This window comes from Undibacterium sp. GW821-FHT11B02, assembly GCF_058808955.1.
In genome coordinates this window covers 153,373-180,056 of the sequence record NZ_JBXASD010000003.1, presented here as the reverse complement: position 1 = coordinate 180,056, position 26,684 = coordinate 153,373, and the positions used below count along the sequence as shown (strand labels likewise).

At 49.8% G+C, this 26,684-nt stretch carries 27 protein-coding genes; 17 read left to right on the top strand and 10 right to left on the bottom strand.

All coding sequences use genetic code 11. The annotated features are described in order from the left end of the window. Window positions 1-101: 101 nt before the first annotated feature. From AC1RVX_RS07035 to AC1RVX_RS07020, 4 genes are all read right to left on the bottom strand, one after another. Window positions 102-1,142: a hypothetical protein gene (locus AC1RVX_RS07035; RefSeq protein WP_493215857.1), complete on the bottom strand. Its 1,041-nt coding sequence runs from the start codon at window positions 1,140-1,142 to the stop codon at window positions 102-104. A 120-nt stretch (window positions 1,143-1,262) separates the two neighbouring features. After that, window positions 1,263-2,168: a ribosome small subunit-dependent GTPase A gene (gene rsgA, locus AC1RVX_RS07030; RefSeq protein ID WP_493215856.1), complete on the bottom strand. Its 906-nt coding sequence runs from the start codon at window positions 2,166-2,168 to the stop codon at window positions 1,263-1,265. Further along, complete coding sequence (locus tag AC1RVX_RS07025; protein ID WP_493215855.1) at window positions 2,168-2,518, bottom strand: 4a-hydroxytetrahydrobiopterin dehydratase; 351 nt, start codon at window positions 2,516-2,518, stop codon at window positions 2,168-2,170. Before AC1RVX_RS07025 ends, rsgA begins: the two co-directional genes overlap by 1 nt. A gap of 10 nt (window positions 2,519-2,528) precedes the next feature. Then, entirely contained in the window at window positions 2,529-3,788 is a 1,260-nt protein-coding gene (locus AC1RVX_RS07020; protein WP_493215854.1) for a M48 family metallopeptidase, read from the bottom strand. Window positions 3,789-3,830: 42 nt separating this feature from the next. Here AC1RVX_RS07020 and orn point away from each other — a divergent pair, with 42 nt between their 5' ends. After that, window positions 3,831-4,418 (top strand): oligoribonuclease, encoded by a 588-nt coding sequence (gene orn / locus AC1RVX_RS07015; RefSeq protein WP_493215853.1) that lies wholly within the window; start codon window positions 3,831-3,833, stop codon window positions 4,416-4,418. Window positions 4,419-4,518: 100 nt separating this feature from the next. Here the strand turns inward: orn and AC1RVX_RS07010 are convergent, their stop codons facing one another. Then, entirely contained in the window at window positions 4,519-5,736 is a 1,218-nt protein-coding gene (locus AC1RVX_RS07010) for a hypothetical protein (protein WP_493215852.1), read from the bottom strand. A 272-nt stretch (window positions 5,737-6,008) separates the two neighbouring features. Further along, a complete protein-coding gene (locus tag AC1RVX_RS07005; RefSeq protein WP_493215851.1) occupies window positions 6,009-6,365 on the bottom strand; it encodes an FKBP-type peptidyl-prolyl cis-trans isomerase in 357 nt (118 codons plus the stop codon). A 419-nt stretch (window positions 6,366-6,784) separates the two neighbouring features. Between AC1RVX_RS07005 and AC1RVX_RS07000 the strand changes: the two genes are divergently transcribed. The 8 genes from AC1RVX_RS07000 (at window position 6,785) to AC1RVX_RS06965 (ending at window position 14,611) form a co-directional block, all read left to right on the top strand. Further along, window positions 6,785-7,759 carry a YVTN family beta-propeller repeat protein gene (locus AC1RVX_RS07000; RefSeq protein ID WP_493215850.1) on the top strand — a complete coding sequence of 325 codons (975 nt, stop codon included), beginning with the start codon at window positions 6,785-6,787 and terminating at the stop codon, window positions 7,757-7,759. Window positions 7,760-7,793: 34 nt separating this feature from the next. Beyond that, entirely contained in the window at window positions 7,794-8,570 is a 777-nt protein-coding gene (locus tag AC1RVX_RS06995; protein WP_493216227.1) for a polysaccharide deacetylase family protein, read from the top strand. Next, a complete protein-coding gene (locus AC1RVX_RS06990; RefSeq protein ID WP_493215849.1) occupies window positions 8,570-9,550 on the top strand; it encodes a sterol desaturase family protein in 981 nt (326 codons plus the stop codon). Before AC1RVX_RS06995 ends, AC1RVX_RS06990 begins: the two co-directional genes overlap by 1 nt. Further along, window positions 9,547-10,365, top strand: coding sequence for an EI24 domain-containing protein (locus AC1RVX_RS06985; RefSeq protein WP_493215848.1), 819 nt, complete (start codon window positions 9,547-9,549; stop codon window positions 10,363-10,365). Before AC1RVX_RS06990 ends, AC1RVX_RS06985 begins: the two co-directional genes overlap by 4 nt. Before the next feature lie 68 nt (window positions 10,366-10,433). Further along, entirely contained in the window at window positions 10,434-11,240 is an 807-nt protein-coding gene (locus AC1RVX_RS06980; RefSeq protein ID WP_493215847.1) for a competence/damage-inducible protein A, read from the top strand. Beyond that, window positions 11,227-12,573, top strand: a complete 1,347-nt coding sequence (locus tag AC1RVX_RS06975) for a TAXI family TRAP transporter solute-binding subunit (RefSeq protein WP_493215846.1) — start codon at window positions 11,227-11,229, stop codon at window positions 12,571-12,573. Before AC1RVX_RS06980 ends, AC1RVX_RS06975 begins: the two co-directional genes overlap by 14 nt. 48 nt (window positions 12,574-12,621) lie before the next feature. Then, a complete protein-coding gene (locus tag AC1RVX_RS06970; protein ID WP_493215845.1) occupies window positions 12,622-13,185 on the top strand; it encodes a nucleotidyltransferase family protein in 564 nt (187 codons plus the stop codon). 133 nt (window positions 13,186-13,318) lie between these two features. After that, the gene (locus tag AC1RVX_RS06965) at window positions 13,319-14,611 is read left to right on the top strand and encodes an acetamidase/formamidase family protein (RefSeq protein WP_493215844.1); all 1,293 of its coding nucleotides are present in this window, start codon (window positions 13,319-13,321) and stop codon (window positions 14,609-14,611) included. A gap of 61 nt (window positions 14,612-14,672) precedes the next feature. Here the strand turns inward: AC1RVX_RS06965 and AC1RVX_RS06960 are convergent, their stop codons facing one another. Further along, window positions 14,673-15,185 (bottom strand): Lrp/AsnC family transcriptional regulator, encoded by a 513-nt coding sequence (locus tag AC1RVX_RS06960; RefSeq protein WP_493215843.1) that lies wholly within the window; start codon window positions 15,183-15,185, stop codon window positions 14,673-14,675. A 162-nt stretch (window positions 15,186-15,347) separates the two neighbouring features. Between AC1RVX_RS06960 and AC1RVX_RS06955 the strand changes: the two genes are divergently transcribed. From AC1RVX_RS06955 to AC1RVX_RS06945, 3 genes are all read left to right on the top strand, one after another. Then, the gene (locus AC1RVX_RS06955) at window positions 15,348-15,662 is read left to right on the top strand and encodes a 4a-hydroxytetrahydrobiopterin dehydratase (RefSeq protein ID WP_493215842.1); all 315 of its coding nucleotides are present in this window, start codon (window positions 15,348-15,350) and stop codon (window positions 15,660-15,662) included. Between the two features lie 63 nt (window positions 15,663-15,725). Then, window positions 15,726-16,430: an SDR family NAD(P)-dependent oxidoreductase gene (locus tag AC1RVX_RS06950; protein WP_493215841.1), complete on the top strand. Its 705-nt coding sequence runs from the start codon at window positions 15,726-15,728 to the stop codon at window positions 16,428-16,430. Between the two features lie 128 nt (window positions 16,431-16,558). After that, window positions 16,559-17,461: an amino acid ABC transporter substrate-binding protein gene (locus tag AC1RVX_RS06945; protein WP_493215840.1), complete on the top strand. Its 903-nt coding sequence runs from the start codon at window positions 16,559-16,561 to the stop codon at window positions 17,459-17,461. A gap of 49 nt (window positions 17,462-17,510) precedes the next feature. Here the strand turns inward: AC1RVX_RS06945 and AC1RVX_RS06940 are convergent, their stop codons facing one another. Next, window positions 17,511-18,692, bottom strand: a complete 1,182-nt coding sequence (locus AC1RVX_RS06940) for a hypothetical protein (RefSeq protein ID WP_493215839.1) — start codon at window positions 18,690-18,692, stop codon at window positions 17,511-17,513. Window positions 18,693-18,847: 155 nt separating this feature from the next. Between AC1RVX_RS06940 and AC1RVX_RS06935 the strand changes: the two genes are divergently transcribed. Further along, window positions 18,848-19,534, top strand: coding sequence for a response regulator transcription factor (locus tag AC1RVX_RS06935; protein ID WP_493215838.1), 687 nt, complete (start codon window positions 18,848-18,850; stop codon window positions 19,532-19,534). Then, window positions 19,531-20,964 carry a sensor histidine kinase gene (locus AC1RVX_RS06930; RefSeq protein ID WP_493215837.1) on the top strand — a complete coding sequence of 478 codons (1,434 nt, stop codon included), beginning with the start codon at window positions 19,531-19,533 and terminating at the stop codon, window positions 20,962-20,964. Before AC1RVX_RS06935 ends, AC1RVX_RS06930 begins: the two co-directional genes overlap by 4 nt. Here the strand turns inward: AC1RVX_RS06930 and AC1RVX_RS06925 are convergent. Together AC1RVX_RS06925 and AC1RVX_RS06920 are read right to left on the bottom strand one after the other, a co-directional pair. Further along, a complete protein-coding gene (locus tag AC1RVX_RS06925; RefSeq protein ID WP_493215836.1) occupies window positions 20,948-21,337 on the bottom strand; it encodes a hypothetical protein in 390 nt (129 codons plus the stop codon). The genes AC1RVX_RS06930 and AC1RVX_RS06925 overlap by 17 nt on opposite strands. A gap of 186 nt (window positions 21,338-21,523) precedes the next feature. Continuing rightward, window positions 21,524-22,633, bottom strand: coding sequence for a threonine aldolase family protein (locus AC1RVX_RS06920; protein ID WP_493215835.1), 1,110 nt, complete (start codon window positions 22,631-22,633; stop codon window positions 21,524-21,526). 137 nt (window positions 22,634-22,770) lie between these two features. Here AC1RVX_RS06920 and AC1RVX_RS06915 point away from each other — a divergent pair, with 137 nt between their 5' ends. From AC1RVX_RS06915 to AC1RVX_RS06905, 3 genes are all read left to right on the top strand, one after another. Beyond that, window positions 22,771-24,540, top strand: coding sequence for a M14 family zinc carboxypeptidase (locus AC1RVX_RS06915; RefSeq protein WP_493215834.1), 1,770 nt, complete (start codon window positions 22,771-22,773; stop codon window positions 24,538-24,540). A gap of 100 nt (window positions 24,541-24,640) precedes the next feature. Next, complete coding sequence (locus AC1RVX_RS06910; RefSeq protein WP_493215833.1) at window positions 24,641-24,850, top strand: hypothetical protein; 210 nt, start codon at window positions 24,641-24,643, stop codon at window positions 24,848-24,850. Between the two features lie 46 nt (window positions 24,851-24,896). Further along, window positions 24,897-26,636, top strand: a complete 1,740-nt coding sequence (locus tag AC1RVX_RS06905) for a diguanylate cyclase (protein ID WP_493215832.1) — start codon at window positions 24,897-24,899, stop codon at window positions 26,634-26,636. Window positions 26,637-26,684 lie beyond the last annotated feature (48 nt).

Genomic DNA, 26,684 nt, shown 5'->3' with positions numbered 1-26,684 from the left:
CAGCATTTGCAGCGACGACCCATAGATACCGGAATTCTTGATTTTTGAGAGCGCGATCTGCAGACCGAAACGACTACACAGAATATGCATTCAACTGGAATTCATCCTTCATTTTTGTGCTGTAGTAAATAGCTGATCGCCTGTTCAAGATGATCGCGGTATCCTTGAGAATATCCTTTGACATAGTTACGATAATAATCCACCAAACGCTGAAAGTCCGTATTGTTGGCAAGCCAGGCGACTGACAATGCACGATACTCAACTTGGTGACCTTGATCGCAACCGGGTAAAACTGATGGATTCATTTTTTGATCGACGCCTACAATGTCACGACATTGATCCAGAAATGGTAAAATTTTTTCCTCCAACTGTACCGTCAATTCATTCAACAAAGGTGGAAATTCTTCAAAATTCGTTACGCCAGGCTTGGCATTTGTTCCAGTGAAAAAACTGCTACCCAAATGCATGGTAGTGCAACTTGATTCAGGTCCGTAAATCTTTTTATCCAGATCACTCACAGCGTCAAGATTAACAGACATGGCATAGGAAAATCTAAATGTAGGATTGTAGTTATAGGTAACAAATACAATCAAATGACTCCCTCCATCAAAGTTTCGCTCAAAAGCTGACTTACTTTTCTTGAAAACAAAGCCATGCCTTGCCAACAATGGTTCTACATATCCTAAAACTGTGTCTCTGGCCGTCTTTTCACTCCAGGGGCGATTTTGTGCGGCAAGCTGTTGTTGTTTTTGGATGAACTGGGTTGCCTGCGCGTCATTGGGCGCGTAGATCACGCCTTCTTGCGTATCAATAACTGTAAGGTTCAGCTTGCCAGCGCATACAAGCACATAAGCCAATACTTCGTCCTGGTGATTGCTAATACCCAGCATGGCCATTTCTGAACCAAAATTATTGATTAAGGGGCCATCTGACCAAGGGCAGTCATCCAGATCCTGATCATTCTCGTCGTAACTGGATAGACAAGGGTATTGCTTGGCCAGTTGCATATATAACTTGCGTAGGCTTGGATGTATCTTGCCTGCTTCCTGAAGGTAGGCTTCTTTGATTTGCTCTGCCTGGGTCAATGCTTGCTGCCTATTTTGCGGTAGCGGTGTTGCAAAAATTTCTATCGTATAGCTCATATTAATAATCGAGTTATTTGTGGGGCAGGGCAGTGCAACATGGCTAAGTAATGATCTCTAGTTTGTATCGAAATACTGGTGGTGCTACTCCACGCCCGGTGGGTCAACTAACACAATTTGTTAATACCCCACCGTCTGTTTCGATTCATGCACCAGTTGTTCAAACATGTCGTGCCGCATGGTGGAGATGCTGCCGTCTTTGACTGCGGCCAGGATGGCGCAGCCGGGTTCGGTGTGGTGGTGGCAGTTGTAGAACTTGCATTTGCCCAGGTGGGGCAAGAATTCGGGGAAGGCGCGTTCCAGCATGCCTTCGCTGAGGTGGTGCAGACCAAATTCCTGAAAGCCGGGTGAATCGATCACATAGGAATTGTCATCCATGTGATACAGGCGGGTGAAGGTGGTGGTGTGCTTGCCGGTATCGAGTGCGGCAGAGATTTCGCGGGTGGCGATTTCTGCATCCGGTATCAGCAAATTGATCAGCGATGATTTGCCCATACCAGACTGGCCGATGAGGATAGTGCTTTGTCCCTGCATCAGTTTTTGCATCAGCAGGCGCGTGCCTTCGGGGTCGGTCTTGGCGGATACTTCATGTACGGGGTAACCCAGGGCGGCATACAGGCCAACACGTTCGCGTGCCTTGGGCAGGGAAGCGGTGACGTCAACCTTGTTCAGGATCAGGTGCGGTTTGATGCCTGACGATTCTGCCGCTACCAGCGCACGCGAAACCAGGTCATCGGTAAAGCTGGGTTCGGTGGCGACCACGATCAGCAATTGCGTCAGGTTGGCTGCCAGCATCTTGGATTTGTACTGGTCAGAACGGTAGAGCAAAGTCTTGCGCGGAGTGATGGCTTCGATCACGCCCTGGTTTTTGGATGTCAGCGCATATTCAACTACGTCACCTACCGAGACATCACTTTTTTTACCACGGGTGACGCAATGCAGTTTGTGTTGCTGACCGTCGATCTCTGCCTGCACCAGATAGTGGCGGCCATGCGCGGCAATGACCAGGGCTTGTGCACGCGCCATCAGGAAAAACTCTGTTCAAAAATGGCGTCGATTTTGGCGGCGCAGATAAAGTCATTTTCTGAAATGCCGCCCTTGCCATCATTCACGGTATGCGTATCAAACTTGATGACACAGCGGTTATAGGTGACGACCAGTTCCGGGTGGTGGTCTTCCGCATGGATGACATAGGCAATCGCGTTGATGAAGGACAGGGTTTCGTAATAATTCTTGAACTGGTAGGTTTTGACGATGCGCTCACCATCCTGGGTCCAGCCGGGGGTTGCTGCAAAATAGCCGGGCAGACTGGCTGCGTCCAGCCCGGTTTCGGTGTGCTGGGATTTTTTCGCCAGCAAGTCTGTGTTCTTGATCATGGTGTCTCCGTTATTGTGCCACCAGCAGGTGCTTGATACGCACCGAGGCAGAAGGATGTGAGTCATAAAACGCCGAATGCAAAGGATCGGGCGTCAGGGTCGATGAATTGTCGTCATACATTTTGACAAGGGCTGTGACCAGGTCATTGGCATTGGTGTGTTTGGCGGCAAAGGCATCGGCTTCGAATTCGTGTTTGCGTGAGGTGATGGCACTCAACGGTGAAAATACAAAGGTAAACACTGGCAAGCTGAGCATGAACAAGATCAGTGCCATGGCATCATTGCGGGCCAGCAGCATGGGGTCGACACCCAGGCCGGTGTAAAACCAGACCTGGTCTTTCAAAAAGCCCAGTATCGCCAGAAATGCCAGTGACAGTGCAAATATGACAGCCATGCGCTTGACGATGTGTTTGAGCTTGAAATGTCCCAGCTCATGTGCCAGCACGGCTTCAATTTCATTCGGGGCCAGGCGTTCCAGCAGGGTGTCATAAAACACGATGCGCTTGGCACCGCCAAAGCCAGAAAAATAGGCATTGCCGTGGCCAGACCGTTTTGATCCATCCATGACGAAAATGCCTTTCAGGGCGAAACTCACACGTTTGCTGAGGTTTTCTATGCGTTCACGCACTTCTTCATTGTCCAGCGGCCAGAACTTGTTGTACAGCGGCGCAATCACGATAGGGAAAATCAGCATCACCAGCAACTGGAAGCCGACAAAGAACACCCAGGCATATAACCACCACATGCTGCCGGCTTTTTCCATCAGGGTCAAAATCACCCAGATCAAGGGCAAGCCCAAGGCTGCGCTCACCAGGGTATTGGTCAGCATGTCTTTAAAAAACAGGCCCAGGGTCATTTTGTTGAAGCCAAAGCGTTCTTCCAGCACAAATTGCGAGTAATAACTGAATGGAAATTCAATGATGCCGCTGATGACGGTAAAGGCAATCAGCAGGTTGATCTGGTACAGCATGCCCGGTCCTGTGAGCTTGACCAGGGTCACTGACAGCCATTGCAAGCCGCCAAACAGAGTAAAACCGATCAGCACCGATGCATTCACTAACTGCATGACGATGCCCATCTTGGTCTTGGCAATGGTGTAGTCGGCGGCCTTTTGATGGGACGCCAGGCTGATCTTTTCAGCAAACTGTGCAGGCACGGCAGCACGGTTGCGCAGGATGTGGCGGATATGACGGGAAGCCAGCCAGAACTGAAAAACCAGTGTCAATAGCAGGAAGGAAACGAATAAAACCGAAAAAATGACTGAAATCATGGGAAAATGTGACATTCGATAAGTAATAGCTAAGGAAGAATTATGTCACAAGCGACCGACATTCAAACAAACACCAATATTCCGGCCCGCCCTAACGAGTTAAACCTGATCTGGCTGGACATGGAAATGACTGGCCTGGACCCAGATACTGATCGTATCATCGAGGTGGCGATCGTGGTAACTGATTCGCAATTGAATGTCCTGGCCGAAGGCCCGGTATTTGCCATCCACCAGTCCGACGAAACTCTGGACAAGATGGATAACTGGAACAAAGGCACCCATGGCCGCTCTGGCCTGATCGACCGTGTGAAAGCCTCTACCGTCACCGAAGCCGATGCAGAAGCCGCGCTGATCGCCTTTTTGAAAGCCTTTGTACCCGCAGGCAAGTCACCCATGTGCGGCAATACCATCTGCCAGGACCGCCGTTTTATGGCACGTGGCATGCCCAAGCTGGAAGCCTTCTTCCACTACCGCAACCTGGATGTATCGACCCTGAAAGAACTGTGCCGTCGCTGGAAGCCAGAACTGGCATCCGGCTTCAAAAAGCACCAAAAGCATACTGCCCTGGCCGATATTCTGGAATCCATTGAAGAGTTGAAATACTATCGTGAGCATTTCATTAAGGAATAAGCTGCATTCAGCAAAATTGTTGTAAAAAAGCCAGGCTTGTCCTGGCTTTTGCTTATTGATTAGTGCACTACGGTATTTGAAAAACCAGTCTGACCCATGCTTACATCATCAGGCAGGTCTGCTCGCACACATCTTGAAATTCTTGTGGTTTGTTTAAGAGTTGGTCTTTCAGTCCATCGTTGTCATCAACCGCATCCAGCAGGCGACTGGTGCTATTGGCCCGCTGGTTTGCCAGTTCATCACGCGATTGACCTGCTGCCCCTATTAACTCATGCGTGCCATACACCGTTGGATCTATCGCATCTTCACCAGTAATATTGCCATTGTTAACCTGGTCATTTTTTAACATTAAGGGCGCAATGAATTGTGAATTGCGCAACGCTTCCAGTGCATACAGGAACTTGAAGTGCGGGCTATTGCCTTGCAACGTAGGGTAGCCACTGGTCTCCACGATGCTGGCATAACTGCTTTTGCCGCCCGTTCCTTTCAGTGATACATGGGTGACGGCCAACATGTCTTTAAAACTCTGAATATTGCTTTGATTGGCGATGCTGACAGAAAAATTGACACCGCCCAACTGGAAGTTGGTATAAAACTTGGAAGTGCTGGTGGTGTCGATGTCGTTATTGTAGATGCGGCGCAGTCTGCGGTTCAGTGTATATACGTGATTGCCTTTCGTGATTCTGGCTTTTTTCAGTATGTTTTTTGATCTTTTGAATATGCCAGCGACACGTTTCTGGCTTACCTTGCTGATGCTCAAAGCTTCTCTTCTGGCTGCCCGTGATTTTCTTTCGTGTGCGGCGACAAAGGGCGATACCTGCTTGGCAGCACCAGGCGCTTTCACTTCCACCAGCGTATTGGTACTTCTGTCGATGACATAATGTTTTACCGAGTTCATGTAGGCTTTGACTTGCCTGGGTGTCATGTTGGTGATTCTTGGGGCTCTGACATATGTTTCGGATATAGCAGTTTTCTTTTTATGGATAACTCGCTGTACGATGGGCTGTGCAATGGGGAGTATCACTGGCTTTGCAACCGACGTAAATTGAGCACTACCCGGTTTGCTGGCTTTAGCCGCTCGTATGACCCCCGCTCTGGCCTGCATTTGCAAGGACTGCGGACTGTTGTTCATGCCCTGTTGCAGAGCCTGCAATTGCATTGCCCTGGGGCTGTGATTTGCCATGTCTTGCAGGCGGCGCTGCATTAGCGATGTTGGGCGATTGTCGATCAAGGGAGCTGCTTGTGTCGTCTCACGCTGCGTGATGGGCCCGGCAGAACGTAATTCAGCTTGTTTTTGCGCTGGTGCGTGTGACTTCATCAGAGTTTGTTCCCTGTTCAGATAGGTCAAATTTTGCCGGGCAAGATGCAGTTGATACTATTTTAGCATGACCGTCTGATAATATATCTGTGCAAGATGCGTGTTTGACGCAGAGCCGTGATTTACAGGGGGGGCTTGCTGGCAACAGCGTAAGGTAAGGTAGCTGGATGTATAGAGTAAGATGCGAGCCTGAGCAAGTGGTTCAAACCCGTAACACCAGTTCCGGGTTTGATTGCCTCTGTCATGCTGTCAGGGCAGGGGACGCCGGCAAATTAAACGCCCAGCAATTCCACTTCAAATATCAAAGTTGCACCGCCAGGAATGACACCACCAGCACCGCGTGGGCCATAACCGAGGCTGGAAGGGATTGTCAATAGACGGGTGCCGCCGACTTTCATGCCTTGTACGCCTTCATCCCAGCCCTTGATCACATGGCCAGCGCCCAGCGGGAAAGAGAATGGTTGGCCACGGTCTTTGCTGGAATCAAATTTTTTGCCTGCGCTGCCGTCAGGGTTTTGCAACCAGCCTGTGTAATGGACATCGACATGTTGACCGGCTTGCGCTTCTGCGCCTTCGCCGATGACTTTGTCTTCATACTGCAGACCGCTGACTGTTGTGATTGTGCTCATTATTTTTCCTTGGTGGAACGTTGTTAAACGCCTGTCGTTTTTCGTTTTCAGGTACAGGCTGACAGGGCTTTTTCTGCTGCCCTGCTTTTTCGGTCTGGGATGTGTTCAGGCGTTTCTGTGCCAGATTAAAAACATTGTCACATAGAAAGTATTTGGTAGCAAAGTGTTTGCCACAAGCCCATCTATTCCTTCATCGAAAAAGCTGGCGCAATTGTAGAGCAAAAATTTCTGGTACGCTCGCTACAGATCGCAAACAGGTTCTTACCGGTTTTTAACCTGTTTTGCTTTTTGGTAAGTATTGTGCGCCTTGATTTTACGAAAAATTAGCGAAAAATCTGAAAAACAATGAAAGGAAAGCCCTTTCCTTATTGTCAAGCGCTGTAAAATGCCTGTTCAATTTAATTTTTGCGGTTTCTTTCATGCGTAGTCGTTTTTCGTTGTCGTCTTTGGCATTTTCTTTGTTTTCGAGTTTTACCGCATTCTCTGCCCAGGCTAATGTCGTCGTGGTATTGAATTCACGTGACGCCACAGTCAGCTTGCTGGACCAGACAAGTTATAAAGAAATCAGCACGTTTCCTGTCGGCAAGGAACCGCATCACCTGATGGCCACACCAGACAACAAGTCCCTGATTGTAGCGAATGCAGTTGGCAATGAGCTGGTGTTTCTGGACCCTAAAACCGGCCAGATACAACGCCGCATGAAAGACGTTGCTGACCCATACCAAATTGGTTTTTCGCCGGACCAGAAATGGTTTGTGTCTAATTCTTTGCGCCTGGATCGCGTCGATTTTTATAAGTATGACGGTCAGGACATGAAGCTGGTGCAGCGCGTCCCTCTGGCCAAGTTGCCTAGTCATATGGCATTTGATGCTGCCAGCACCACCGTCTTTATTACCCAGCAGGGTAGCGACCAGGTGTCGGCCATTGATTTGGCAACCCAAAAAGTCAAATGGACTATTCCTGTTGGTAAATTGCCAGCGGGTATATCCATGACGCCGGACGATAAATACCTGCTGGTTGGTATCATGGGTAGTAATTATGTCGAAGTCATAGACTGGCGTGCACAAAAAACTGTCAAGAAAATCAAGGCGGGCGAGGGTACGCATAATTTCCGCGCCCTGGGTGACAAGCGTCATATCTTTGTGTCTAACCGCACATCCAACGAAATTAACATCCTTGACCAGCAGACACTGGAAATGGTCGGCAACATCCAGGTGCCGGGCGGACCTGATTGCATGGAAGTCAGCGATGACGGCAAAACCCTGTGGACCACATTGCGCTGGATAAAAAAAGTAGCCGTGATAGATATTCCATCCCGCAAGGTCATCAAGATGATACCGGTAGGCCGCTCCCCACATGGTGTGTATTTTGCAAACCGTGCCGGCAATATGTAAATTGCCTTTGCGCATGACACTGGCCGTGGTGGCCATGCTGGCCTTGCCCGCAGTTGCCGCCAATGCTGTCACCAATGCCACTAATACCAATGCAGGTATCTGCAAGGGCACAATCTACCTGACTTTTGATACCGGCAGCCAGTCACAGGCTGAACTGATTGCAGCTACCTTGCGCCGGCATCATATCAAGGCGACGTTTTTTCTTGCGAATGAAAAAACCGTGCAGGGCGATTATTCCCTCGACATGAGCTGGTTACCCTATTGGAAAAGCCTGGCTGATGAGGGCCATGCCTTTGGCACCCATACTTTTGATCATGTCTACGTCGTCGGCGATTTGCCCGATGGACGAATTGCGGTGAAGCCACAGTTTGGGGCACATGCCGGGCAAACCCTGCAATGGACAGCACAAGAATATTGCCAGGAATTGCAGCGCGTTGATCTGCGGTTTTTTGCCTTGACCGGCAAAAAACTTGACCCTTACTGGCGTGCGCCGGGTGGGAAGCTGACCCCGGGTTTGCTAAAAGCTGGTCAGGCTTGTGGTTTTCAGCATGTGGGCTGGGCTCCGGCTGGTTACTCTGGCGATGAACTGCCCAGTGAAAAATTCAGTAACCCCGTGCTGCTCAAGCGTGCGCTGGATAAACTGAAGGATGGCGATATTTTTATGGCGCATCTGGGCATCTGGTCACGCAAACCAGCGTGGGCGCCAGAAAACCTGGAGCCGCTGATTAGCGGGCTTGAGCAAAAATCCTTTTGTTTTGCTACCCTGCGTGAGCATCCGGCTTACCGTAATTTAAATCAACCGAAAAAATAATGATGATTTCTGATCTGTTCACAAATCTGCAAGCCTGGATTTTTGAAACGATAGTGCAGCCTTTGATGTTTTATCTGGGCCTGGGTGAGTTTGTCGAAGATTCTTTCGAAGGTGTTGAATGGTTCATCTTCGGCGTGTTGCAACTGATCATATTGTTTATTGTGCTGCGTCCGCTGGAATCCTGGATACCGGTGCATGAAATCAAGAATCGCTATGCACGCTGGAATGATTTCATCTATACCGCCTTACACAGGCTGGGGGCGTTTTCCATCCTGATTTTTTTCGTGCTGGACCCCTTGCTTGATCAACTGGCAGCCATCTTGCATCTGCGAGGTGTGAACCCCTTCAATCTGGAAAACATCTGGCCCGATATGCTGCAATATCCGGTCTTGCTGTTTTTTGCATACCTGTTTGTACTCGACTTTTTTGACTATTGGTATCACCGCGCTGAACATCAGTTCAACTGGTCATGGGCGCTGCACAGCTTGCACCATAGCCAGCGCGACATGAACCTGTGGAGCGATAACCGCAACCATTTGCTCGACGATTTTATCCGCGACATCTACATGGGCCTGATTGCCCTGGCCATTGGTGTTGAACCTGGCCAATACGTGATGCTGGTGATGGCATCGCAGATGCTGCAAAGCCTGCAGCATGCCAATGTACGTATTCATTTTGGTCGCATCGGTGAATACCTGCTGGTATCACCGCGTTATCATCGCACCCATCATGCGATTGGCATAGGCCATGAAACCCATGGCAAGGGCACGCTGGGCGGGCATAATTTTGCAGTACTGTTCCCGATCTGGGATATATTGTTCGGTACCGCCTTGTTCAGCAAAGAATTTGCCATGACCGGCATCCGCGACCAGTTGCCTGCTCCGGAAGGCAATGATCGCAACTACGGCGAAGGTTTCTGGTCACAACAGTGGCTGGGTTTAAAGCGCATGACAGGATTTGACAAGGAACAACAGCAATGAATATGACTTCCATCATGCGCGCCTGGGGCAGGGCAGTGGCAGGGCAATTGCATTACCGCATGCTCTTGCTGACTTTTATCCCGTTTATTGCGGCTGTGCTGTTATGGGGCGCTGCCATGTGGTGGGGCTTGCAAAGCCTGATGGATTTTCTCCAGACATGGTTTGGTGAGCACAATGGTTTTCAGGCAGCAGGCAGCGTACTCAACATGCTTGGCCTGATCGCCTTTAAAACCATGGTGGTGCCACTGGTGGCAATGTGGGTCTTGCTGCCGTTGATGATCTTTACATCCCTGGTTTGCATCGCGCTGTTTGCCATGCCAGCCATCAGCAAGCATGTGGGTAAGCGGCATTATCCGGCGCTGGAACAAAAAAACGGCGGCAGTCTGTTTGGGAGTTTGGCGCATTCATTTTCGTCTTTCGGTATTTTTGCCATGATCTGGCTGGTGACCTTGCCGCTGACCCTGATACCGCCCATCAGCCTGATCCTGCAGCCATTTCTGTGGGGATGGCTGACCTACCGCGTCATGGTGTACGACGCCCTGGCCCAGCACGCCGATACCGATGAGCGAGAGGCACTGGTGAAGCAGCATCGCGCCTCGTTGCTGGCGATAGGCATCATCGCCGGCCTGTTTGGTGCAGCGCCGGGTTTGCTGTGGCTGGGCGGGGTCTTGTCGGTCTTGTTCTTGCCAGTCATCGCGGCAGTGGCAATCTGGATTTATGTGCTGGTGTTTGTCTTCACCGGCTTATGGTTCCAGCACTATTGCCTGGATGCCTTGCAGGTACATCGGCAGCAACAGGAACAGCCGGCAACATAGCAGACTGTTACGGTTAAATCGAAATTGGCGCACAATAGAGGCTTCATGCATAACAAGGGGAGTGGATTGTGGCGATAGGTTTGATCATAGTTGGGGATGAAATTTTATCTGGCAAACGCGAGGACAAACATATGTCCAAGGTCATTGCCCTGCTGAAGGCACGCGGCATGCAACTGGACTGGGTAGAATACATAGGCGACAATCGTGAGCGCATTACCGCAACCCTGAAGCGCAGTTTTGCCAGCGGCGATATCGTGTTTTCCACCGGCGGTATTGGTGCCACGCCCGATGACCATACACGCCAATGTGCGGCTGCTGCACTGGATTTGCCGATAGTCCTGCACCCGGAAGCCAAACTCCTGATACAAGAGCGCATCATCGACATCGCCAAAGAAAAAGGTGAAGTAGCTGATCTGAATACCCCCGATCATCTGCACCGCTTGAAGATGGGCGAATTCCCGCAAGGCGCGGCCATTATCCCCAATCCCTTCAACAAGATTGCCGGTTTCTCAATACAGAATCACTTCTTTGTACCTGGCTTCCCGGTCATGGCCTGGCCCATGCTGGAATGGGTGCTGGATACCTATTTTTCTCATCTGTTCCATCAGTATGCACAATATGAGAAATCGGTACTGGTGTATGAAATTGCCGAATCCACGCTGACACCCTTGATGGAAGAATTGGAAGCCGCCTATGCGGGCATCAAGGTCTTCAGCCTGCCCAGTGTGGGTAGCGCGACAGAACGCCGGCACATAGAATTGGGCGTTAAAGGGGGGCAGCAAGAAGTGGCAATTGCTTATGAAAAAATGCTGGAAGGCTTGCAGCAACTGAAAGCTGACTATGTCCCTACACCACAAAAGCATGCAGAAGATTAAATTCACCCTGTTCAATCTGCGTGATTTGCTGGTCGCCTTTGGCCCGGTCACACTGATGGTAGTGATTGTCTGTGGCGTGGGATATTGGTTGGTGGACCCGGCACCGCCGCGTGTCATCGATATTTCGACCGGGCAGGCTAACGGTGCGTATGAACGCTTTGCCAAACGTTATGCGCAAGAGCTGGCCAAGAATCAGATCGAATTGCGTCAGCAATCTTCGCTGGGTTCAGAAGAAAACCTGACGCGCATCAGTGATCCCGATTCCGAGATCGAACTCGGCTTTGTCCGTAGTGGCTCCACCGATGAAGCGCAGGCGCAAGAACATGGGCTGATCTCGCTGGGCAGTCTGTTTTATGAACCGATTTGGGTGTTTTACCGCAACCCCAAAGAAGTCACCACCATCAGCCAGTTCAAGGGCAAGATTGTGAATGTCGGCCCCGATGGTACCGGCGTTGCCCGCTTATTTGATCAGATATTAGATGTCAACGGCATGACCACAGATGATGTCAGCATACAAAAACTGGCAGATACGCCGGGGACAGTAGCTTTGCTGGATGGCAAGGTGGATGTGCTGATCTTCAGTTCTGCCAGCGATTCACCGCTGGTGCAAATGCTGTTGCAGACACCGGGCATACGCCTGTTTGATTTTGTCCAGGCCGAAGCCTATACGCGCCGCTTTCCGTTTTTGTCGCATGTGATTTTACCGCGTGGCATCGTCGATATAGGTCGCGATATTCCGGCCCGCGATTACCACCTGATCGCACCAACGGCAACCCTGGTTGCGCATGAAAGCCTGCACCCAGCCTTGATAGGCTTGCTGCTGCAGGCGGCAAGGCGCATACATAGCGGGGCAGACTGGTTCAGCAAGCAGGGTGAATTTCCATCCGATAAATACACTGAAATCCCGGTGGCGCGGGAAGCCGAAAAGTTCTATAAAAACGGCCCGCCCATGTTGCAGCGTTACCTGACATTCTGGGTAGCGAATTTCTTTGAACGTATGTGGGTGGTGCTGGTTGCGCTGGGCGCGTTGTTCCTGCCGCTATCCAAAATCATTCCACCGCTGTATGTATGGCGGATACGTTCGCGCATCTATCGCTGGTATGGTCAGTTGCGACTGGTTGAACAATCGATAGAAAGCGTACCCCCGGCAGAATTGCAGGCCGTGGCAAGCAAACAATTGCGTCACCTTGATGAAATCGAAGAAAAGGTCAACCGTATCACCATACCACTGTCCTATGCCGAAGAACTGTATGGCCTGCGCAGCCACATCAACTTTGTGCGTGCACGGGTCGAGGCGATGATGAAGGCAGGGGCAGCCCAGGCTGCGACTTGATGGAATGCGTTTCATTGTTTTGCCGCCTTCAATTCTCCACTTTATTCAATGCAGAACCGTTTTCTGACTGACATACTCACCAATCGTAATAACAACGCCATACTAGACCGTTGGGATGCCCTGGCACTTCCCGATGGCTGGCTGGTAGCCGGGTGTTTGTTCCAGACCATCTGGAACAAACAGGCTGGTCGTCCACCTGAGGCGGACATCAAGGATTACGACCTGTTTTATTATGATGCCAGTGATTTGAGCGAGGCGGGAGAGCAAAACGTGCAAGCCCGGGTTGATGGCGTGCTGGCTGATTTGGGAATTACGGTCGAAGCATGCAATCAGGCACGTGTGCATCTCTGGTATGAATCATACTTCGGCCATCCTTATGAAGTGCTGGCTTGTGCAAGTGATGGTATCGACCGCTTTCTTATTCCTGCTACCTGTGTTGGCATTCGCCCAGATGAGCTTTATGCACCCAATGGCCTTGCCATGCTATACGAAGGCATACTGACCATGAATCCACTGACACCTTACCGTGATCTGTTTGAGCAAAAGGCGGCGTCGTATCAAAGCCGCTGGCCGTGGCTCCATATTGATCAGGGTGAGATAGTCAGAGCGTAAATACGCCACTGATCATCTGTGGCTGTAATTTTGCTGCCCAGCCCTTGCAAATGGCATTTCATCGCATTTAATGAAATGAGAGGGACTTGTATAACTAAAATACCAGCATATTCTTTTTGCGATTGGAAGCCCCATGTTGCGATTGACGATGTTGTTGATAGCGCTGACCCCCGGATATGTGCTGGCGGCAGATGAAGAACAATGGCTGTTACAGCTTGATCGCTGGGGTAATCATTCTTACCAGGCCATGATCCTGAAGGCAGCAGGCAATGCCATCAGCGGGCAACTTGATGGTGATAGCCTGACGGGCACCCGCAATGCTGGCCGTATCGCTTTTGCCGTGAAGGACAAGGATAATGTCACCTATACTTACAGCGGCACGGTGACCCAGGATGCGATACAGGGCGTGGCGGATTTTCCTGATACAAATAATCCACAAGCCAGGGCCAGCCATACCTTCAGTGCCCGTCGCTTGCCTGAGCGCCCTGCGGGGCCAGCGCGCGTCTACGACTTCCAGCCAAAAGACTATTCGAATGAATTCAGCCCGCATCGCCTGCCGGTGCTGACGATCTGGCCCGGTGATACTGTACGCACCAAAACCATCGATTCAGGTGGTGTGGATGAACATGGCGTGACCAAGGCCCTGTATGGCAACCCGCAGACTGGTCCATTTTATGTGTCCACAGCAGAGCCGGGTGACACCCTGATGATTCATCTGAAACGCTTGCGCCTGAACCGCGATTATGCAGACAGTCTGGACAGCATAGTCGGCAGGGCAATGGGACCAGGTTTGGCGGCCAAAGCCGGCAATTTGGGCAAGCCCATACGCTGGAAACTTGATCGTGAACGTGGCCTGGCAAGCCCGGAAAAACCGACAGCAGGCTTGCAATCGCTCAGCCTGCCGGTCCGCCCCATGCTGGGTGGGCTGGCGGTAGCACCTGGCAATGGTTCACCGCCCATTTCTACCGGTGACACGGGGCGTTTTGGCGGTAATATGGATTTCAATGAAGTGGTAGAAGGCAATACGGTCTACCTGCCAGTGCAGCAACCCGGTGCCTTGCTTTACCTGGGGGATGCCCATGCCTTGCAAGGCGATGGTGAAACTTCACAATATGCGCTGGAAACTTCCATGGATGTGGAATTTACAGTGGATGTCATCAAAGGTAAATCAGTCGCGACACCCAGGGTAGAGTCACCAACCCAGATCATGGTACTGGGCCAGGCCGGTTCGCTGGACGATGCGTTACGGGTGGCAACCAGCGGCATGGTGCAGTGGCTGCAACAGGATTATGGACTCAGCCTGTCCGAATGCGCCCAGATACTTGGTAGTGCCATCCATTTCAGCATCCCCAATCTGGCTGGGCGCAGTGTTGGAGTTGCTGCAAAACTGGATAAGGCCGTGCTGGCGACTTTGCATCGCAAGTAAATCCTGCGTATGGGAGATGGCCTCCATGCAGAGACATCAAGCCCCATCTCCGCAGTCAAATTCAAGCAAAGACGATCTGGGTTTTGACAGGCCGCGGGTGTGCTATATGGCCTAGCGGAAGACAGGAAGTTTGCTTGATTGTTTTCAGTGTGACGATGGATTTGACGCTTGCAACACTGGGTAATGGCAATAATTTCTTTTCCATAAATTCAGAGAACGCAGTCAAATCTGGCAATGCAATGCGAAGTACATAGTCAGCTTCACCTGTGACGGAATGACATTCAAGTACTTCAGGCATATCCATGATGGATTTTTCAAACAGGGCTGCATATTCACCTTGCCGGCTTAAGGTGATGTGTGTAAACGCCGAGACCCCAAGTCCTATCACTTCAGGATTAAGTACCGCGACATAGTGGGAAATCACTTTGGTTTCTTCAAGTCTTTGCACGCGGCGACTGACTTGTGACGTCGATAAATGCACTTTTTCTCCCAGTGCGCTATTTGTTGCCTTTCCATCACGCTGAAGTGCTGTCAGCAAATTAATATCATAACCATCAATTGTAACGGTGCTCATATTTTTCCTTTGTTAGATGTTTTATGCAAATTATATGCATAAACAGCGCTGTTTTCCGTTTTATTTGCGCACAATTTGCGTACGAATCGCACTAAACTATTTTTCCTATAAAAGCTTGATAAAAATCAAGATGGTGTAAAAAGACTATTAATTGGATAAAAAATGATGAATTCAGACGACATCGCGCAATTTCTGCAATCACGACCAATGTGGAAACTTGAGGAGCAGCGCGAAGCCATGACGCGCGAATATGTTTTTACAGATTTCATGCAGTCATTTTCATTCATGACGCATATAGCCATGTTTGCCGAGAAAAAAGACCATCATCCTGAATGGTTTAACGTCTACAACAAGGTCGTCATGACATTGACGACTCATGATGCCAACGGCATTACCGGCAAGGATATAGAGCTCGCTCAATATGCTGACCAGGTATTTTCAAAAATTGTTTTCCCTGTTTCTTGTAACAACGGCTGAGCTTGATCCCATTGCGGAAATGCTTCACCCAATTTTGATATCCCCACTCAACGGAACGACACCATGAATTTAAAAACAGAGACCGTCATGATCACCGGCGCATGCGGTAATTTAGGGCGGGCACTTGCCCGGAGATTTTCTCAAGAGGGAAAAAATCTGGTGTTGGTTGACCGGCACTTTTATGATCTGGTGAACGTTTTTGGCGCGGTCAACGAGCAATGTCTGCTTGTCCCGGCAGATTTATGCAGCAGGGATCAGGTTGAAAAGCTGCTTGAAATGAGTTTGAAAAAATATGCATCAATTGACGTATTGTGCAACGCGGCAGGTGGTTTCAGCATGGGGCATTCAGTGCATGAAACTGCAGATGAAGATTGGAATTTTTTGTTCGATATTAATGTCCGCAGCATGTTGCAAATGGCGCGCGCTGTGGTGCCTGGCATGATAGGCCGGTCAGGCGGGAAAGTTGTGAATGTCGGTGCTTATGCCGCTCTCAAGGGAGTTGCCAGAATGGGTGCCTATTGTGCGGCTAAAGATGCGGTTATCCGTCTTACTGAGTCGATGTCGGCAGAGTTGCGTCAACATAATATCAATGTCAATTGCGTATTGCCCAGTATTCTTGATACACCACAAAACCGGCTTGCGATGCCGGACTCTGACCCAGCTCAATGGGTTTCTCCGGATGCACTGGCAGATGTCGTCGCCTTCCTTGCATCTGACGGGGCACGTGCGATTCACGGTGCTGCCATACCTGTCACAGGTAATTGTTGATTTGGCTTAATACGGGCTCATGTCGTTGCATTTTTCTTCGGCATGCGTCGAACCCATCGTGCGCTGAGTGATCATTCGAATCCCTGGTGCCAGTTGTTTTTCATTACCGAACTAGTGGAGCTATTGCCGTGAAAAAAAACGCTATGATGTACGCCAGACTGGTCTTTGCTTTCGCCTTGCTGTTAGTTGCAATACCTGGTTTTAGCAGAACAACAGATACGCTGACAAAAATTCGGGAAAACCAGACAATCACATTTGCCTACCTGCAGGCGGCGCCGTTTTCTTTTACCACTGAAGACAACCGGATTACCGGATATTCTATCGATTTGTGTCTTAAAATTGCCAATGCTGTCAAGAAGGAACTTAAGTTAGCTAATCTGAAAATTCAATATGTCCCGGTAGATTCCATTTCGCGGTTCACCAGCATCATGGAAGGTAAGGCGGATATTGAATGCGGAGCAACCACCAATACGGCAGAACGACGCAGCCGCGTCAACTTTACCATTCCGCATTTCTTTTCTGGTGTGCGCATGGTAGTCAAGAAAAATAAAGGCATCAGAAATTGGCAGGACTTGAAGGACAAGACTATCGTCATCACCAAGAATGCAACAACCATAGATCTGGTCAACGCCCGCAGCAATGTCCGGGCACTTAACATCAAGGTCGTGGAAGCGCAGGATCACGAAATAGCATTTCACATGGTTGAGCAAGAGCAGGCAGATGCCTTTGCCATGGATGATGTCCTGTTGTATGGCTTGCGGTCAAAAGCAAAAAATCCTGATGAATTCGTCATCGTTGGTGATCCGCTTTCGATAGAGCCGTATTCGCTTATGCTTCGCAAGGGGGACGCAGCGTTTAAAAACCTGGTGGACCGTGAGATGACGAGATTGATACTGGATGGTGAGTTCGAAAAGCTATACAATGACTGGTTCACGAAACCCATTACCAGCCAGAAAGTGAATATGGCCATGCCCATGGGTTTTCTATTGCGCGACTCTATTCGTTTTCCGTCGGACAAGACCGCAGATTGATCTTGTCCGCGACGTTCAGAAAAATTGCCGCTGATTTATGCTGTTGATGTTATAGCGTATTCATGAAAGCTTTGCGTATCTGGCGACCGCATTTGACTGAAGCGGCATAGGCACCGGTGTCTTTGTCGTGGCGTGACAGGATGCCATAGTATTTTCTGTCAGGCGAAATCCATGGGTAGAAGCCCCATTTTCCTGGGCTGGAATAGGCATCAACGCTGCCATTTCCATTTTCGGATTCTACCCAGTGGTTGTATGAATACGTCCATGGTTCGTTCAGCAATTGTATGGGTGAATACGCCACTTTTCCGGGGCAGGCAGATGGTAGTGTGCAGATTGCCTGGTCACCCAGATAACGACCGATTTCCAGTTCCTGCTTCATAATTTTTTTCAGGAACAGTGCATAGTCGGTGGCAGCGCCTAACATACCACCTGCCATCAATGGATCGAGCGGTGCCATGTTGAAACCCTTGCTCAGACCTATAGTATTTTGGTATTCAGTATCAAGCTGGGCGGCGGTGAAATTACCCAGGCCCAGATCAACGCTGGCCAGTTTCTGGTCATGCCCACCGTCATAGTCAAACAGGTTGACCGTAGTCGGGTCAGGCTGGCTGGTCTTGCCGCTTGTATTGGCCATGCCAGCGATAAAACAGGCATTGATACTTAATTTACCGACGCAGGCTTCTTCATTCAGGCCGGTATAACCAGAGGTAAAGCGCAAGCCATTGCTGAGTGAAGTATTGCTGCGTACCTGATCTATGCCTTTCTTTTCCAACACATAGGCACCAAAAATCCACTTCGATGCAGAGGCGATATTGAAATTAGTCGTTGCCGTCACACTGCCTGCACCTTGGGAGGCGGATACCACAGGCGTGCTATCTGTCGCATTGCCAATTTCCCAGTAAAAATCACCGAGCTTGTCCACGCTGCACAATGGATCCGTGCTGGCAGCTGTTTTGGCAGCGGCAACAGCGGCGGCAATACGGGGGCTAACGCTGCCGGTGCTGGTACCTGCTGTTGTACCAGTCGTGCTCGCTGTACCTGTCGTACCCGTTGTACTCGTTGTGCCTGCGCTTCCGGTATTGGTCGTGGTACTGGACGATGCTGGTGGTGCCGCAGCACCTGTGCTGTCAGATCCGCCACCGCAGGCGCTTAGCAGGCTGCCAGCGGTTATCATGGCAGCGACAGTTAGCAGAGAAGAGAAAGGCAGGGACGGGAAAGAAGGGTAGGTCATGGTTATCTCCAGTAACGGTAAAAACGGCAAAAGGGTCAGTGAAATCTTGCAGTTACTGTAACCAGCGATTCTGTAATTTTGATGGAAGCGGCTTCTGTTATTCGCAATATGGCAAAATGAAGGCAAATTCTTTGTTACTACTTGTTTCAGCACCTATGAATCCTGCAATTCAAGTCTTGTTTGTCGAAGACGATCCCATGATCGCCCGTACCTTGAGTATGGGGCTGCGCTATGAGGGTTTTGCGCTCAGCCATGCGGCCAGTATTGCTGCAGCCATGCAGTTACTGCAACAGCAGGCATTCGAATTGATATTGCTGGACGTTGGTCTGCCTGATGGTGATGGTATCGCTTTATGTAAGCAATTACGTGAACTGCATTCTGACACGCCAATACTGATGTTGTCCGCAAGATCCGATGAAAGTGCAGTGGTTGCCAGCATAGAGGGCGGGGCAGACGATTACATACGCAAACCTTGTGGCTTGCGTGAAGTCAGCGCACGCATGCGACGCTTACTGACACGTTCTCAGTCAAATAGTCATGGCCGGACAGTAATTTGTTTTGGTACTATCCAGATGGATATTCAACGTCGTACCGTGAATGCTGCTGGTACGTCACTGCAACTGGGCAAGAAAGAATATGATGTACTGATGTTGCTGGTGCGTGCCAATGGTGATGCGATTACGCGTCAACAGATACTGGATCAGTTTGAAGACAGCAATGTCATTTACGACCGCACAATAGATTCGCACCTCAGTCATTTGCGCCGGAAATTAAAAGATGCCGGTGCTGTTGAACGCATCGTCGCCATCTATGGGATAGGTTATAAACTGGAGTCTGCATGAGTCGTTCCCTGTGGTTACGTTTTTTTGTGATCAGTGTGTGTTTTTCTGTTCTATTAAGCCTGATTTATATGTGGGTGAAACGGGAGGTGGTTACGCGCCCCAGTGAAGAAGTACAACGTAGCATGTATCTGTTCATCGCCCGCATCGTCGAAGCATATGACTATGCCGAGGGCCTGCACAAAGTGCAGACGTATCGCAGTGAATCACCTGCCATTCCGCTGGAAATGTGGGTGGTCAATGCCGACAATCAGGTGCTGGCTAGCAGTGTCGATGGGGAAAAACCTCCAGCCAGTTTGCTGGAGCGTAAAAAGCCAGATTCCATCCATGAAGTGTTGGCGCGGGGGCGCTTCTTTTCGGGTAATGCGGCTTCAGCAATTGTTCGTCTGCAGTCACCAGAGCCGGTTTATCTGTTGATCCAGAATCCTGGTACACCAGCCCGTAGTGCCTTTCTGACGATGGTCATCTTGTTTGTATTAACTCTGGCCACTGCCATTTTGCTGGGCTTGTTATTGCTGACCCTGTATTTGCGTGGTCGTTCGACTGAAGCAAGACGCGTTATTCATAGTATCGAAGCTGGTGACCTGACAGCACGGTTTACATCCGACAAGCTGGATGCCATAGGCGGCTTGATGCAACACTTCAATGTCATGGCCGATGAAATACAGCGACTGGTGATGCAATTGCAGGCAATTGAAAAGACACGGCGTGAATTATTGCAGGAACTGGGGCATGATTTACGTACCCCACTGACCAGTCTGCGCACGGCAATTGATACGCTGGCCGTGCATGGCGATGATATGGAACAGCAGGAACGCCAGGAATTTTTCGGCGTCATTACCAGTGAACTGGATTATTTCACCCGGCTCATCGATGACCTGTTCTTTATCGCCAATATTGACGAGCCACGTTACCGCAACCAGGCCAGCAGCCTGGATTTGTGCGACTTGCTGAAAGCCGAAACTGGTCATGCAGTACATGCCCAGCAACAAACAGAGCAGCCCATCATTTTCGAATTGCAAATAGATGCCGCCTGCGCGCAGACTGGCTATGTCAATGGTGACCCCTATCTCATCTCCAGGTTGTTGCGCAATGTGTTTGATAATGCCGCCAGGTATGCACAAAGCAGAGTACGCGTACGGCTAAAGGCAGTTGCCGAAATGCTGGAACTGGTGGTTGAGGATGACGGCCAAGGTATGTCGACAGATGGACTTTCCCATTTTGGGCAAAGACGTGACACGCGTTTGATGTTTGCCGGTTTGCCCAGCAGACAGTCTGGCATTTCCCTGGGGCTGGGGTCGGTGATCATCAAGACCATTATCGAATTGCACGGCGGCTATGTCGAGATAGGCAATGGTGAAATCCGTAGTGAATTCCCCGGCGCACGTCTAACGCTGGTTTTTCCCAAACGCCCGGTCAATATTGGCGACTGACGGTACGTTCTGTATTTGCCGGGGATGTACGTTCCGTGTTCGTCGGGGATGTGCGTTCTGTACGGACCGAGGGGTTATGTGCAATGATTGGTTTCAGTTGCAGATCAGTAATCCGGAAGTGATCTCTTTTATCACCCATCAGGGCACGCAATTCCTTGATACTGAGGCCGCTAGCCTCATGCATACTGATCATCAGCGACGCCCCGACGGGTAAACGGTGATGACGGATTTTGCTGATCACCGGAGGTGCCACTTCCAGCAAGCGTGACAAGGCGGCATCACTTTTTAAATGCAGACGCTTTATCAACGTATCAAACAAATGATTAGGGTCGTACTTGAACTTGGCTGATTTTAGATTAATTAAATTCACCATTTTTTCTTTCTCCACTTCTGAGATTGCAAACAGGAAATTTGACCAGATGCATATTCAATTTTTCTTAAGAAGAATTGAAACAATGAATAGAAGAATAATGAAGATTTAAAGACTTGTATGTGCGATAACTCACATAGTAACCAGGCCTGTGGGTGGGCCAAGGCTGAAGAGAGTGTGTAGCCAAGGCTAGCTGGCTGCTGACCTGTCTTTCAAGGCATCTGCCAGCAGGGTTAATGCCTGCAGGACAGTTTCATCATGCATGCTCAGCAAATTGTCACCCACATACCATTCAAACATGCACTGTTCAGGCAGGGCAGTGTGGACTGCATTATTGAATAACCATATTCCGTGTTCTTGTGCGATGCGGTTGCGGATGGTGATGGCAGTATCTCTGTCTGTGGGCAGATACAGGTGCAACATATTGCATTGTGGTACAGCCGGATTGGTCTTGAATTGCGGATAATTGTGCAAGATATCAAACAACCACTGCGTGCGGGCAAAGCAGGCGGGCAGGGCGGCCAGTCTTTCATCAAATTGCATGGCGGCTGCCACTACATAAGGGCTACGCCGGAACACGCTGCCACCTTGCCTGTGCATCCAGACCCTGGCCCTGGCGATGAATTCTGCGCTGCCCAATAGCATCGCACCACCCAGGCCGCCTATACCTTTGTAAAACGAAACGTAAGCAGTATCGAATCCGCGCGTAACATCGGCCAGGCTGCGTCCATATCCAACTGCGGCTTCCCACAGCCGGGCACCGTCCATATGCAGGTGGATATCGGTTTCACGACACCAGGATTTGATGGCTTCCAGTTCTTCCCATGCCGGCAATTGCCCACCGATTTCCCGCATCGGTAATTCATATTGGGCGGCGGCGAGTTTGTCCGGTATGGCCTGCAAGTCTTTCAGTAACCAGGGACGATGTGGGTTGCCGATTTGCAGGGCATTGAAATGTTGTAGCAACTGGTAGTTGCTTTTTTCGTGAACCAGGATGTGTGAACTGGTATGCAGTGCTACCAGGTCACTACCTCGTTCTTCACAAGCCAGTCGCAAGGCGGTGACCTGGGTCATCGTACCAGTCATGCAAAACAGGGCAGCTTCCATGCCCAGCAAGGTGGCGACTTTTTGTTCAAATGCCTGCACCAGTTCACCTTCGCCGTAGGTGTCGTGTTGCGCCTGATGCTGTTCACACCAGGCTGCCATGCGGGCAAAAGTCTGAGCGGGGGTCAGGTGCTGATGGCCGGGAAGTGTGGTGTGGCAGCTCAGGCGCAAGTCCAGAATGTCGGCGTCGGTCAAGATGGGTTCTCCTGCAATGCATAGTTTGCAAAATACTTGATGCAAAATGTTTCAATCGGACATGAGTATGCCACGCCAGTTGGCCTACTTGTGAGATAAAATCTCGCGCATCAACTATTTAAAAGTTTGCCCAGCATATGTCATCCGAGCCAGTCAGTGTAAGCAACGAAGCTAATCCAGCCAAATATATCAGTTCATATGCGACACCCGCATTTGGCACTCCCGGATTCGTCACGCCATATGAGGCAGGCAACCAAAACCAGACCACAAGCTGGAATGACTGCATTGCGTTTTATGAAATGTTGGCGACGCAGTTTCCTGCGATTTTACAGTTTTCGCAAATCGGTGTATCGGATAACGGGCGACCCATTCATGCCGGCATAGTGACCGCCGATGGCGTGTTTGACCATGACCGCATCAAGCAGGAACGGCGCCCGGTTTTTTTCAATAACAATGGTATCCATCCGGGTGAGCCAGAAGGTATTGATGCCTGCATGGCTCTGGTGCGTGATTTTTGCACACAACCTGAACGACTGGCGGCATTGGGTAAAACAGTCTTTTTGTTCATCCCCGTCTATAACGTCGACGGCTGCCTGAATCGCCAGAATACCTCACGCGTGAATCAGGATGGGCCAGAACAATTTGGCTTTCGCGGCAATAGTCTGCACCTGGACCTGAACCGTGACTTTATCAAATGCGATAGTGAAAACGCCCAGGTATTCAACCGCTTCTTCAGTGAGTGGAGCCCGGATGTGATGGTTGATACCCATACCTCGAATGGTGCTGATTACCATTACACCATGACCCTGATACAAACCCAGGCCGACAAGCTTGGGTATGGTCTGGGCCCATTCTTGCGCGACAGCATGTTGCCAGCGATTTATGCCGACATGCAGCAACGCGGCTGGCCCACCTGCCCATATGTCAATCCGGTCAAGGACAGTCCAGATCATGGCATAGAAGATTTTCTGGAAACACCACGTTTTTCCACAGGTTATGCGGCACTGCATCACACTATCGGTTTCATGCCGGAAACGCATATGCTGAAACCTTTCGCAGACCGCTACGCATCCATGCGAGCATTGGTGGAAAGTGTCTTGTCCTTCACCGTCGCCAATGCAGCACAGATACAAGACTTGCGCGCCAGGGCGCGTCAGGCTGCCAGCCAGTCGCAGCAGGTAGCGGTGCATTGGGTGGCAGATCACAGTCGGCCTTCGCAATTTTTATTCAAGGGCTATAAGGCAATATATATCCCCAGTATATTAGGTGATTATCAGCGCCTGGCGTATGACCGCAGTCAGCCCTGGGAAAAGCCAATTGCTTATTTTGATCGCTTCGTTGCCGACATCAGCGTGCAGCAAGCAAAAGCTTATCTTATACCGCAAGCCTGGCGTGCCGTAATAGAGCGTCTGCAATGGAATGGCGTACAGATGCAAAGACTGGAAGAAGACTGCAGCCTGCGGGCCGAGGCGTATCAGATACTTTCCGTTACATCACGCCCGCATGCTTATGAAGGTCACCTGTTTCATGATGACGTGCAATTGCAGGCAGATACCATCAGCATTGCTGCACATGCTGGTGACTATGTAGTACCGCTGAATCAGGATAAGGCCCGCTATATCGTTGAAACCCTGGAGCCACAGGCGCATGACAGTTTTTTCCGCTGGGGATTTTTCAATAGCGTGCTGGAAAAGAAGGAAGCCTATTCTGACTACGTATTTGAAGACACTGCCAGCGAAATTCTGGATGCCGAACCTGAAGTAAAACAGGCATTTGAGCAATGGAAGCAGAGCAACCCCGCGCTACTGGACAATCAACAAGCGGTACTGGATTTCATTTTCAGTCGCTGCCAGCGTTTCAATGAGCCTGAATGGCGTCGTTACCCTGTGTTGCGCCTGATGGCGTAAATGCTTGAAATTTGTTACAACTTTTACAGAATCATAATAGAATCTTTAACAGCATTACCTCGTTTCTTAACCCACGAAGTTAACTGGAAGGTGAATCAACATGTCTAAACTGCTTGAGTATTTGAATACGCTGGATAAAGATGGTTCTGCATTGGCCGCACACAAGAGCGACCCCGCCGCCGCCATGGACAGTTTTGGTCTGACGGCTGAAGAGCAGGCTGCTGTTTTGTCAGGCGACAAAGAAGTGGTTGCTGGCTTGCTGGGGATTTCTGCTGAAGAGCTTCCAGCGCTTGATTCGATTGAATATTAATAATGTAGTTGCAATAACTTTTTCGGTATAAGCGATGATATCAGGCTTGAAGCTAAAATTTTTCACGGCCATTTTGCTTGTTACCGGATTCTGCGCAGGCATGCCAGTGTCTGCGCGTGACGCGGAGAGTGTTGATGGAATGCTGTCGCAAATGGCGCAGGAAATCAGAAGCGCACCCGATGTGGTATCTGCAACCATTGCCCGCTTAAGCGAACTTGAACCCACATTCAGTGAAGCACAAAGAAATCGTTATTTCTTGCTGGCGGCTTCCGCCTATGGCTATAAAGGCCGTCACAAAGAACGTGTCGAACTGGTCGAATCACGTTTGAATTTTGTAAAAGATCCTGATTACCGGGTTCGTTACCTGTATCAGTTATCTTCCGGCTACACCAGCCTGGGTGAGTATGAAAAAGCATTGTTGGCAATCAATGAAAGCATCGTACTGCTGCCCAAATTAACCAACCAAATTGCCAAGGTAGATACGCTGCAATCGGCTATTACCTTGCTCAATTCCTTGCGTGCGTATGACGAAGCACTGAGTTATGCAGACCGCATGATGGCACTCGATGGTGATGTCGAAAGAAGTAGCTCCAGATGTGTAGCCATGGGAGATCTGGTTGAAATCAATTTTCTCAAAGGCGAGCGGCAAAAGGCGAGATCACTTTTGCCGGATGCCATCACACTTTGCGAATCGCATGGGCGGAATTTTTTCTCTCTATTGCTTCAGACTTTAGCCTGCATTGATCTGATAGATTCGGGCAATTATCAGCAAGGTAAAGGAGCAGGTTTGGGACTGCTGGCCGAATTTGCCAAAACTACGCAAAGCTCGGATTATCTGACGATGCTGGAAGAAGCAATTGCGCGATCGTTTCTGCATACCGGCAACCTGGAACAGGCGGAACGCTATGGCTTGCAAGCCTATCAGCATGCCAAATCAGGCAATGCCGTTCAGCTAATGGAAAAAACTGCTGAGACCATGGCCAGTATCAAACGCGCACAAGGACAGTTTGCCAACTCACTTGAATATTTTGAGACTGCACTGGCACTTAAAAACCGCGTGCTGGATGACCAGTTGCATAAAAATCTTGCGTTCCAGCGCGTTAAATTTGATACTCAGGATAAAGCCAATCAATTGAGCTTGCTGGAGCAAAAAAATAAAATCCTCGCCGTTGAACGCGAGCTGGAAAAAAAGAGTAATCAGAATTTGTGGCTGGTCATCATTCTCGTCATCATCATCATGGTGTTGATGATTTTGTGGTTGATCAAGACCTTGCAGCAAAAAAACCAGTTCCGTGAATTCTCGCAAACAGACGGTTTGACACAGGTGGCCAACCGCATGCATTTCATGGTTTCATCGAACGATGCCTTTAAAATGCGTACCAGTAGTATGAGCATTATTTTGTTTGACATGGATTTGTTCAAGAATATTAATGATTCTTTTGGCCATGCCACCGGTGACTGGGTGCTGAAAAATGTTTGTGAAACCATTAAGACCCACTTACGTAAAGAAGACTTGTTTGGACGTTTGGGAGGGGAAGAATTTGGTATCTGCATGCCGGATTCCAACCAGTCTTCTGCCTTGCAACTGGCAGAGCGTTGTCGTATGGCTATTGCCATGATAGATACAGAACCTAGCGGCTATCGCTTTCCGTTGTCGGCCAGTTTTGGAATCGCTACGGTGGATACCAATGGGCTGATCACTTTCGATGCCACGCTGGAGGCAGCAGACAAGGCTTTATATAATTCCAAAGCAGAAGGCAGGAATTGCGTAACAGTGTATCGATAGTTATTCTCAACATCAATAGTTAAAAAATGTAAAAATATGTTCTGTGCT

Coding starts and splice junctions, on each gene's coding strand:
- AC1RVX_RS07005 (WP_493215851.1), bottom strand. CDS start 6,365: ATGAGCACAATCACAACAGTCAGCGGTCTGCAGTATGAAGACAAAGTC.
- AC1RVX_RS06910 (WP_493215833.1), top strand. CDS start 24,641: ATGTCTAAACTGCTTGAGTATTTGAATACGCTGGATAAAGATGGTTCT.
- AC1RVX_RS06970 (WP_493215845.1), top strand. CDS start 12,622: ATGCAGAACCGTTTTCTGACTGACATACTCACCAATCGTAATAACAAC.
- AC1RVX_RS07010 (WP_493215852.1), bottom strand. CDS start 5,736: ATGAAGTCACACGCACCAGCGCAAAAACAAGCTGAATTACGTTCTGCC.
- AC1RVX_RS06950 (WP_493215841.1), top strand. CDS start 15,726: ATGAATTTAAAAACAGAGACCGTCATGATCACCGGCGCATGCGGTAAT.
- AC1RVX_RS06960 (WP_493215843.1), bottom strand. CDS start 15,185: ATGAGCACCGTTACAATTGATGGTTATGATATTAATTTGCTGACAGCA.
- AC1RVX_RS06930 (WP_493215837.1), top strand. CDS start 19,531: ATGAGTCGTTCCCTGTGGTTACGTTTTTTTGTGATCAGTGTGTGTTTT.
- AC1RVX_RS07025 (WP_493215855.1), bottom strand. CDS start 2,518: ATGATCAAGAACACAGACTTGCTGGCGAAAAAATCCCAGCACACCGAA.
- AC1RVX_RS06940 (WP_493215839.1), bottom strand. CDS start 18,692: ATGACCTACCCTTCTTTCCCGTCCCTGCCTTTCTCTTCTCTGCTAACT.
- AC1RVX_RS06915 (WP_493215834.1), top strand. CDS start 22,771: ATGTCATCCGAGCCAGTCAGTGTAAGCAACGAAGCTAATCCAGCCAAA.
- rsgA (WP_493215856.1), bottom strand. CDS start 2,168: ATGGCGCGTGCACAAGCCCTGGTCATTGCCGCGCATGGCCGCCACTAT.
- AC1RVX_RS06995 (WP_493216227.1), top strand. CDS start 7,794: ATGCTGGCCTTGCCCGCAGTTGCCGCCAATGCTGTCACCAATGCCACT.
- AC1RVX_RS07035 (WP_493215857.1), bottom strand. CDS start 1,142: ATGAGCTATACGATAGAAATTTTTGCAACACCGCTACCGCAAAATAGG.
- orn (WP_493215853.1), top strand. CDS start 3,831: ATGTCACAAGCGACCGACATTCAAACAAACACCAATATTCCGGCCCGC.
- AC1RVX_RS07000 (WP_493215850.1), top strand. CDS start 6,785: ATGCGTAGTCGTTTTTCGTTGTCGTCTTTGGCATTTTCTTTGTTTTCG.
- AC1RVX_RS06975 (WP_493215846.1), top strand. CDS start 11,227: ATGCAGAAGATTAAATTCACCCTGTTCAATCTGCGTGATTTGCTGGTC.
- AC1RVX_RS07020 (WP_493215854.1), bottom strand. CDS start 3,788: ATGATTTCAGTCATTTTTTCGGTTTTATTCGTTTCCTTCCTGCTATTG.
- AC1RVX_RS06985 (WP_493215848.1), top strand. CDS start 9,547: ATGAATATGACTTCCATCATGCGCGCCTGGGGCAGGGCAGTGGCAGGG.
- AC1RVX_RS06925 (WP_493215836.1), bottom strand. CDS start 21,337: ATGGTGAATTTAATTAATCTAAAATCAGCCAAGTTCAAGTACGACCCT.
- AC1RVX_RS06955 (WP_493215842.1), top strand. CDS start 15,348: ATGATGAATTCAGACGACATCGCGCAATTTCTGCAATCACGACCAATG.
- AC1RVX_RS06990 (WP_493215849.1), top strand. CDS start 8,570: ATGATGATTTCTGATCTGTTCACAAATCTGCAAGCCTGGATTTTTGAA.
- AC1RVX_RS06935 (WP_493215838.1), top strand. CDS start 18,848: ATGAATCCTGCAATTCAAGTCTTGTTTGTCGAAGACGATCCCATGATC.
- AC1RVX_RS06965 (WP_493215844.1), top strand. CDS start 13,319: ATGTTGCGATTGACGATGTTGTTGATAGCGCTGACCCCCGGATATGTG.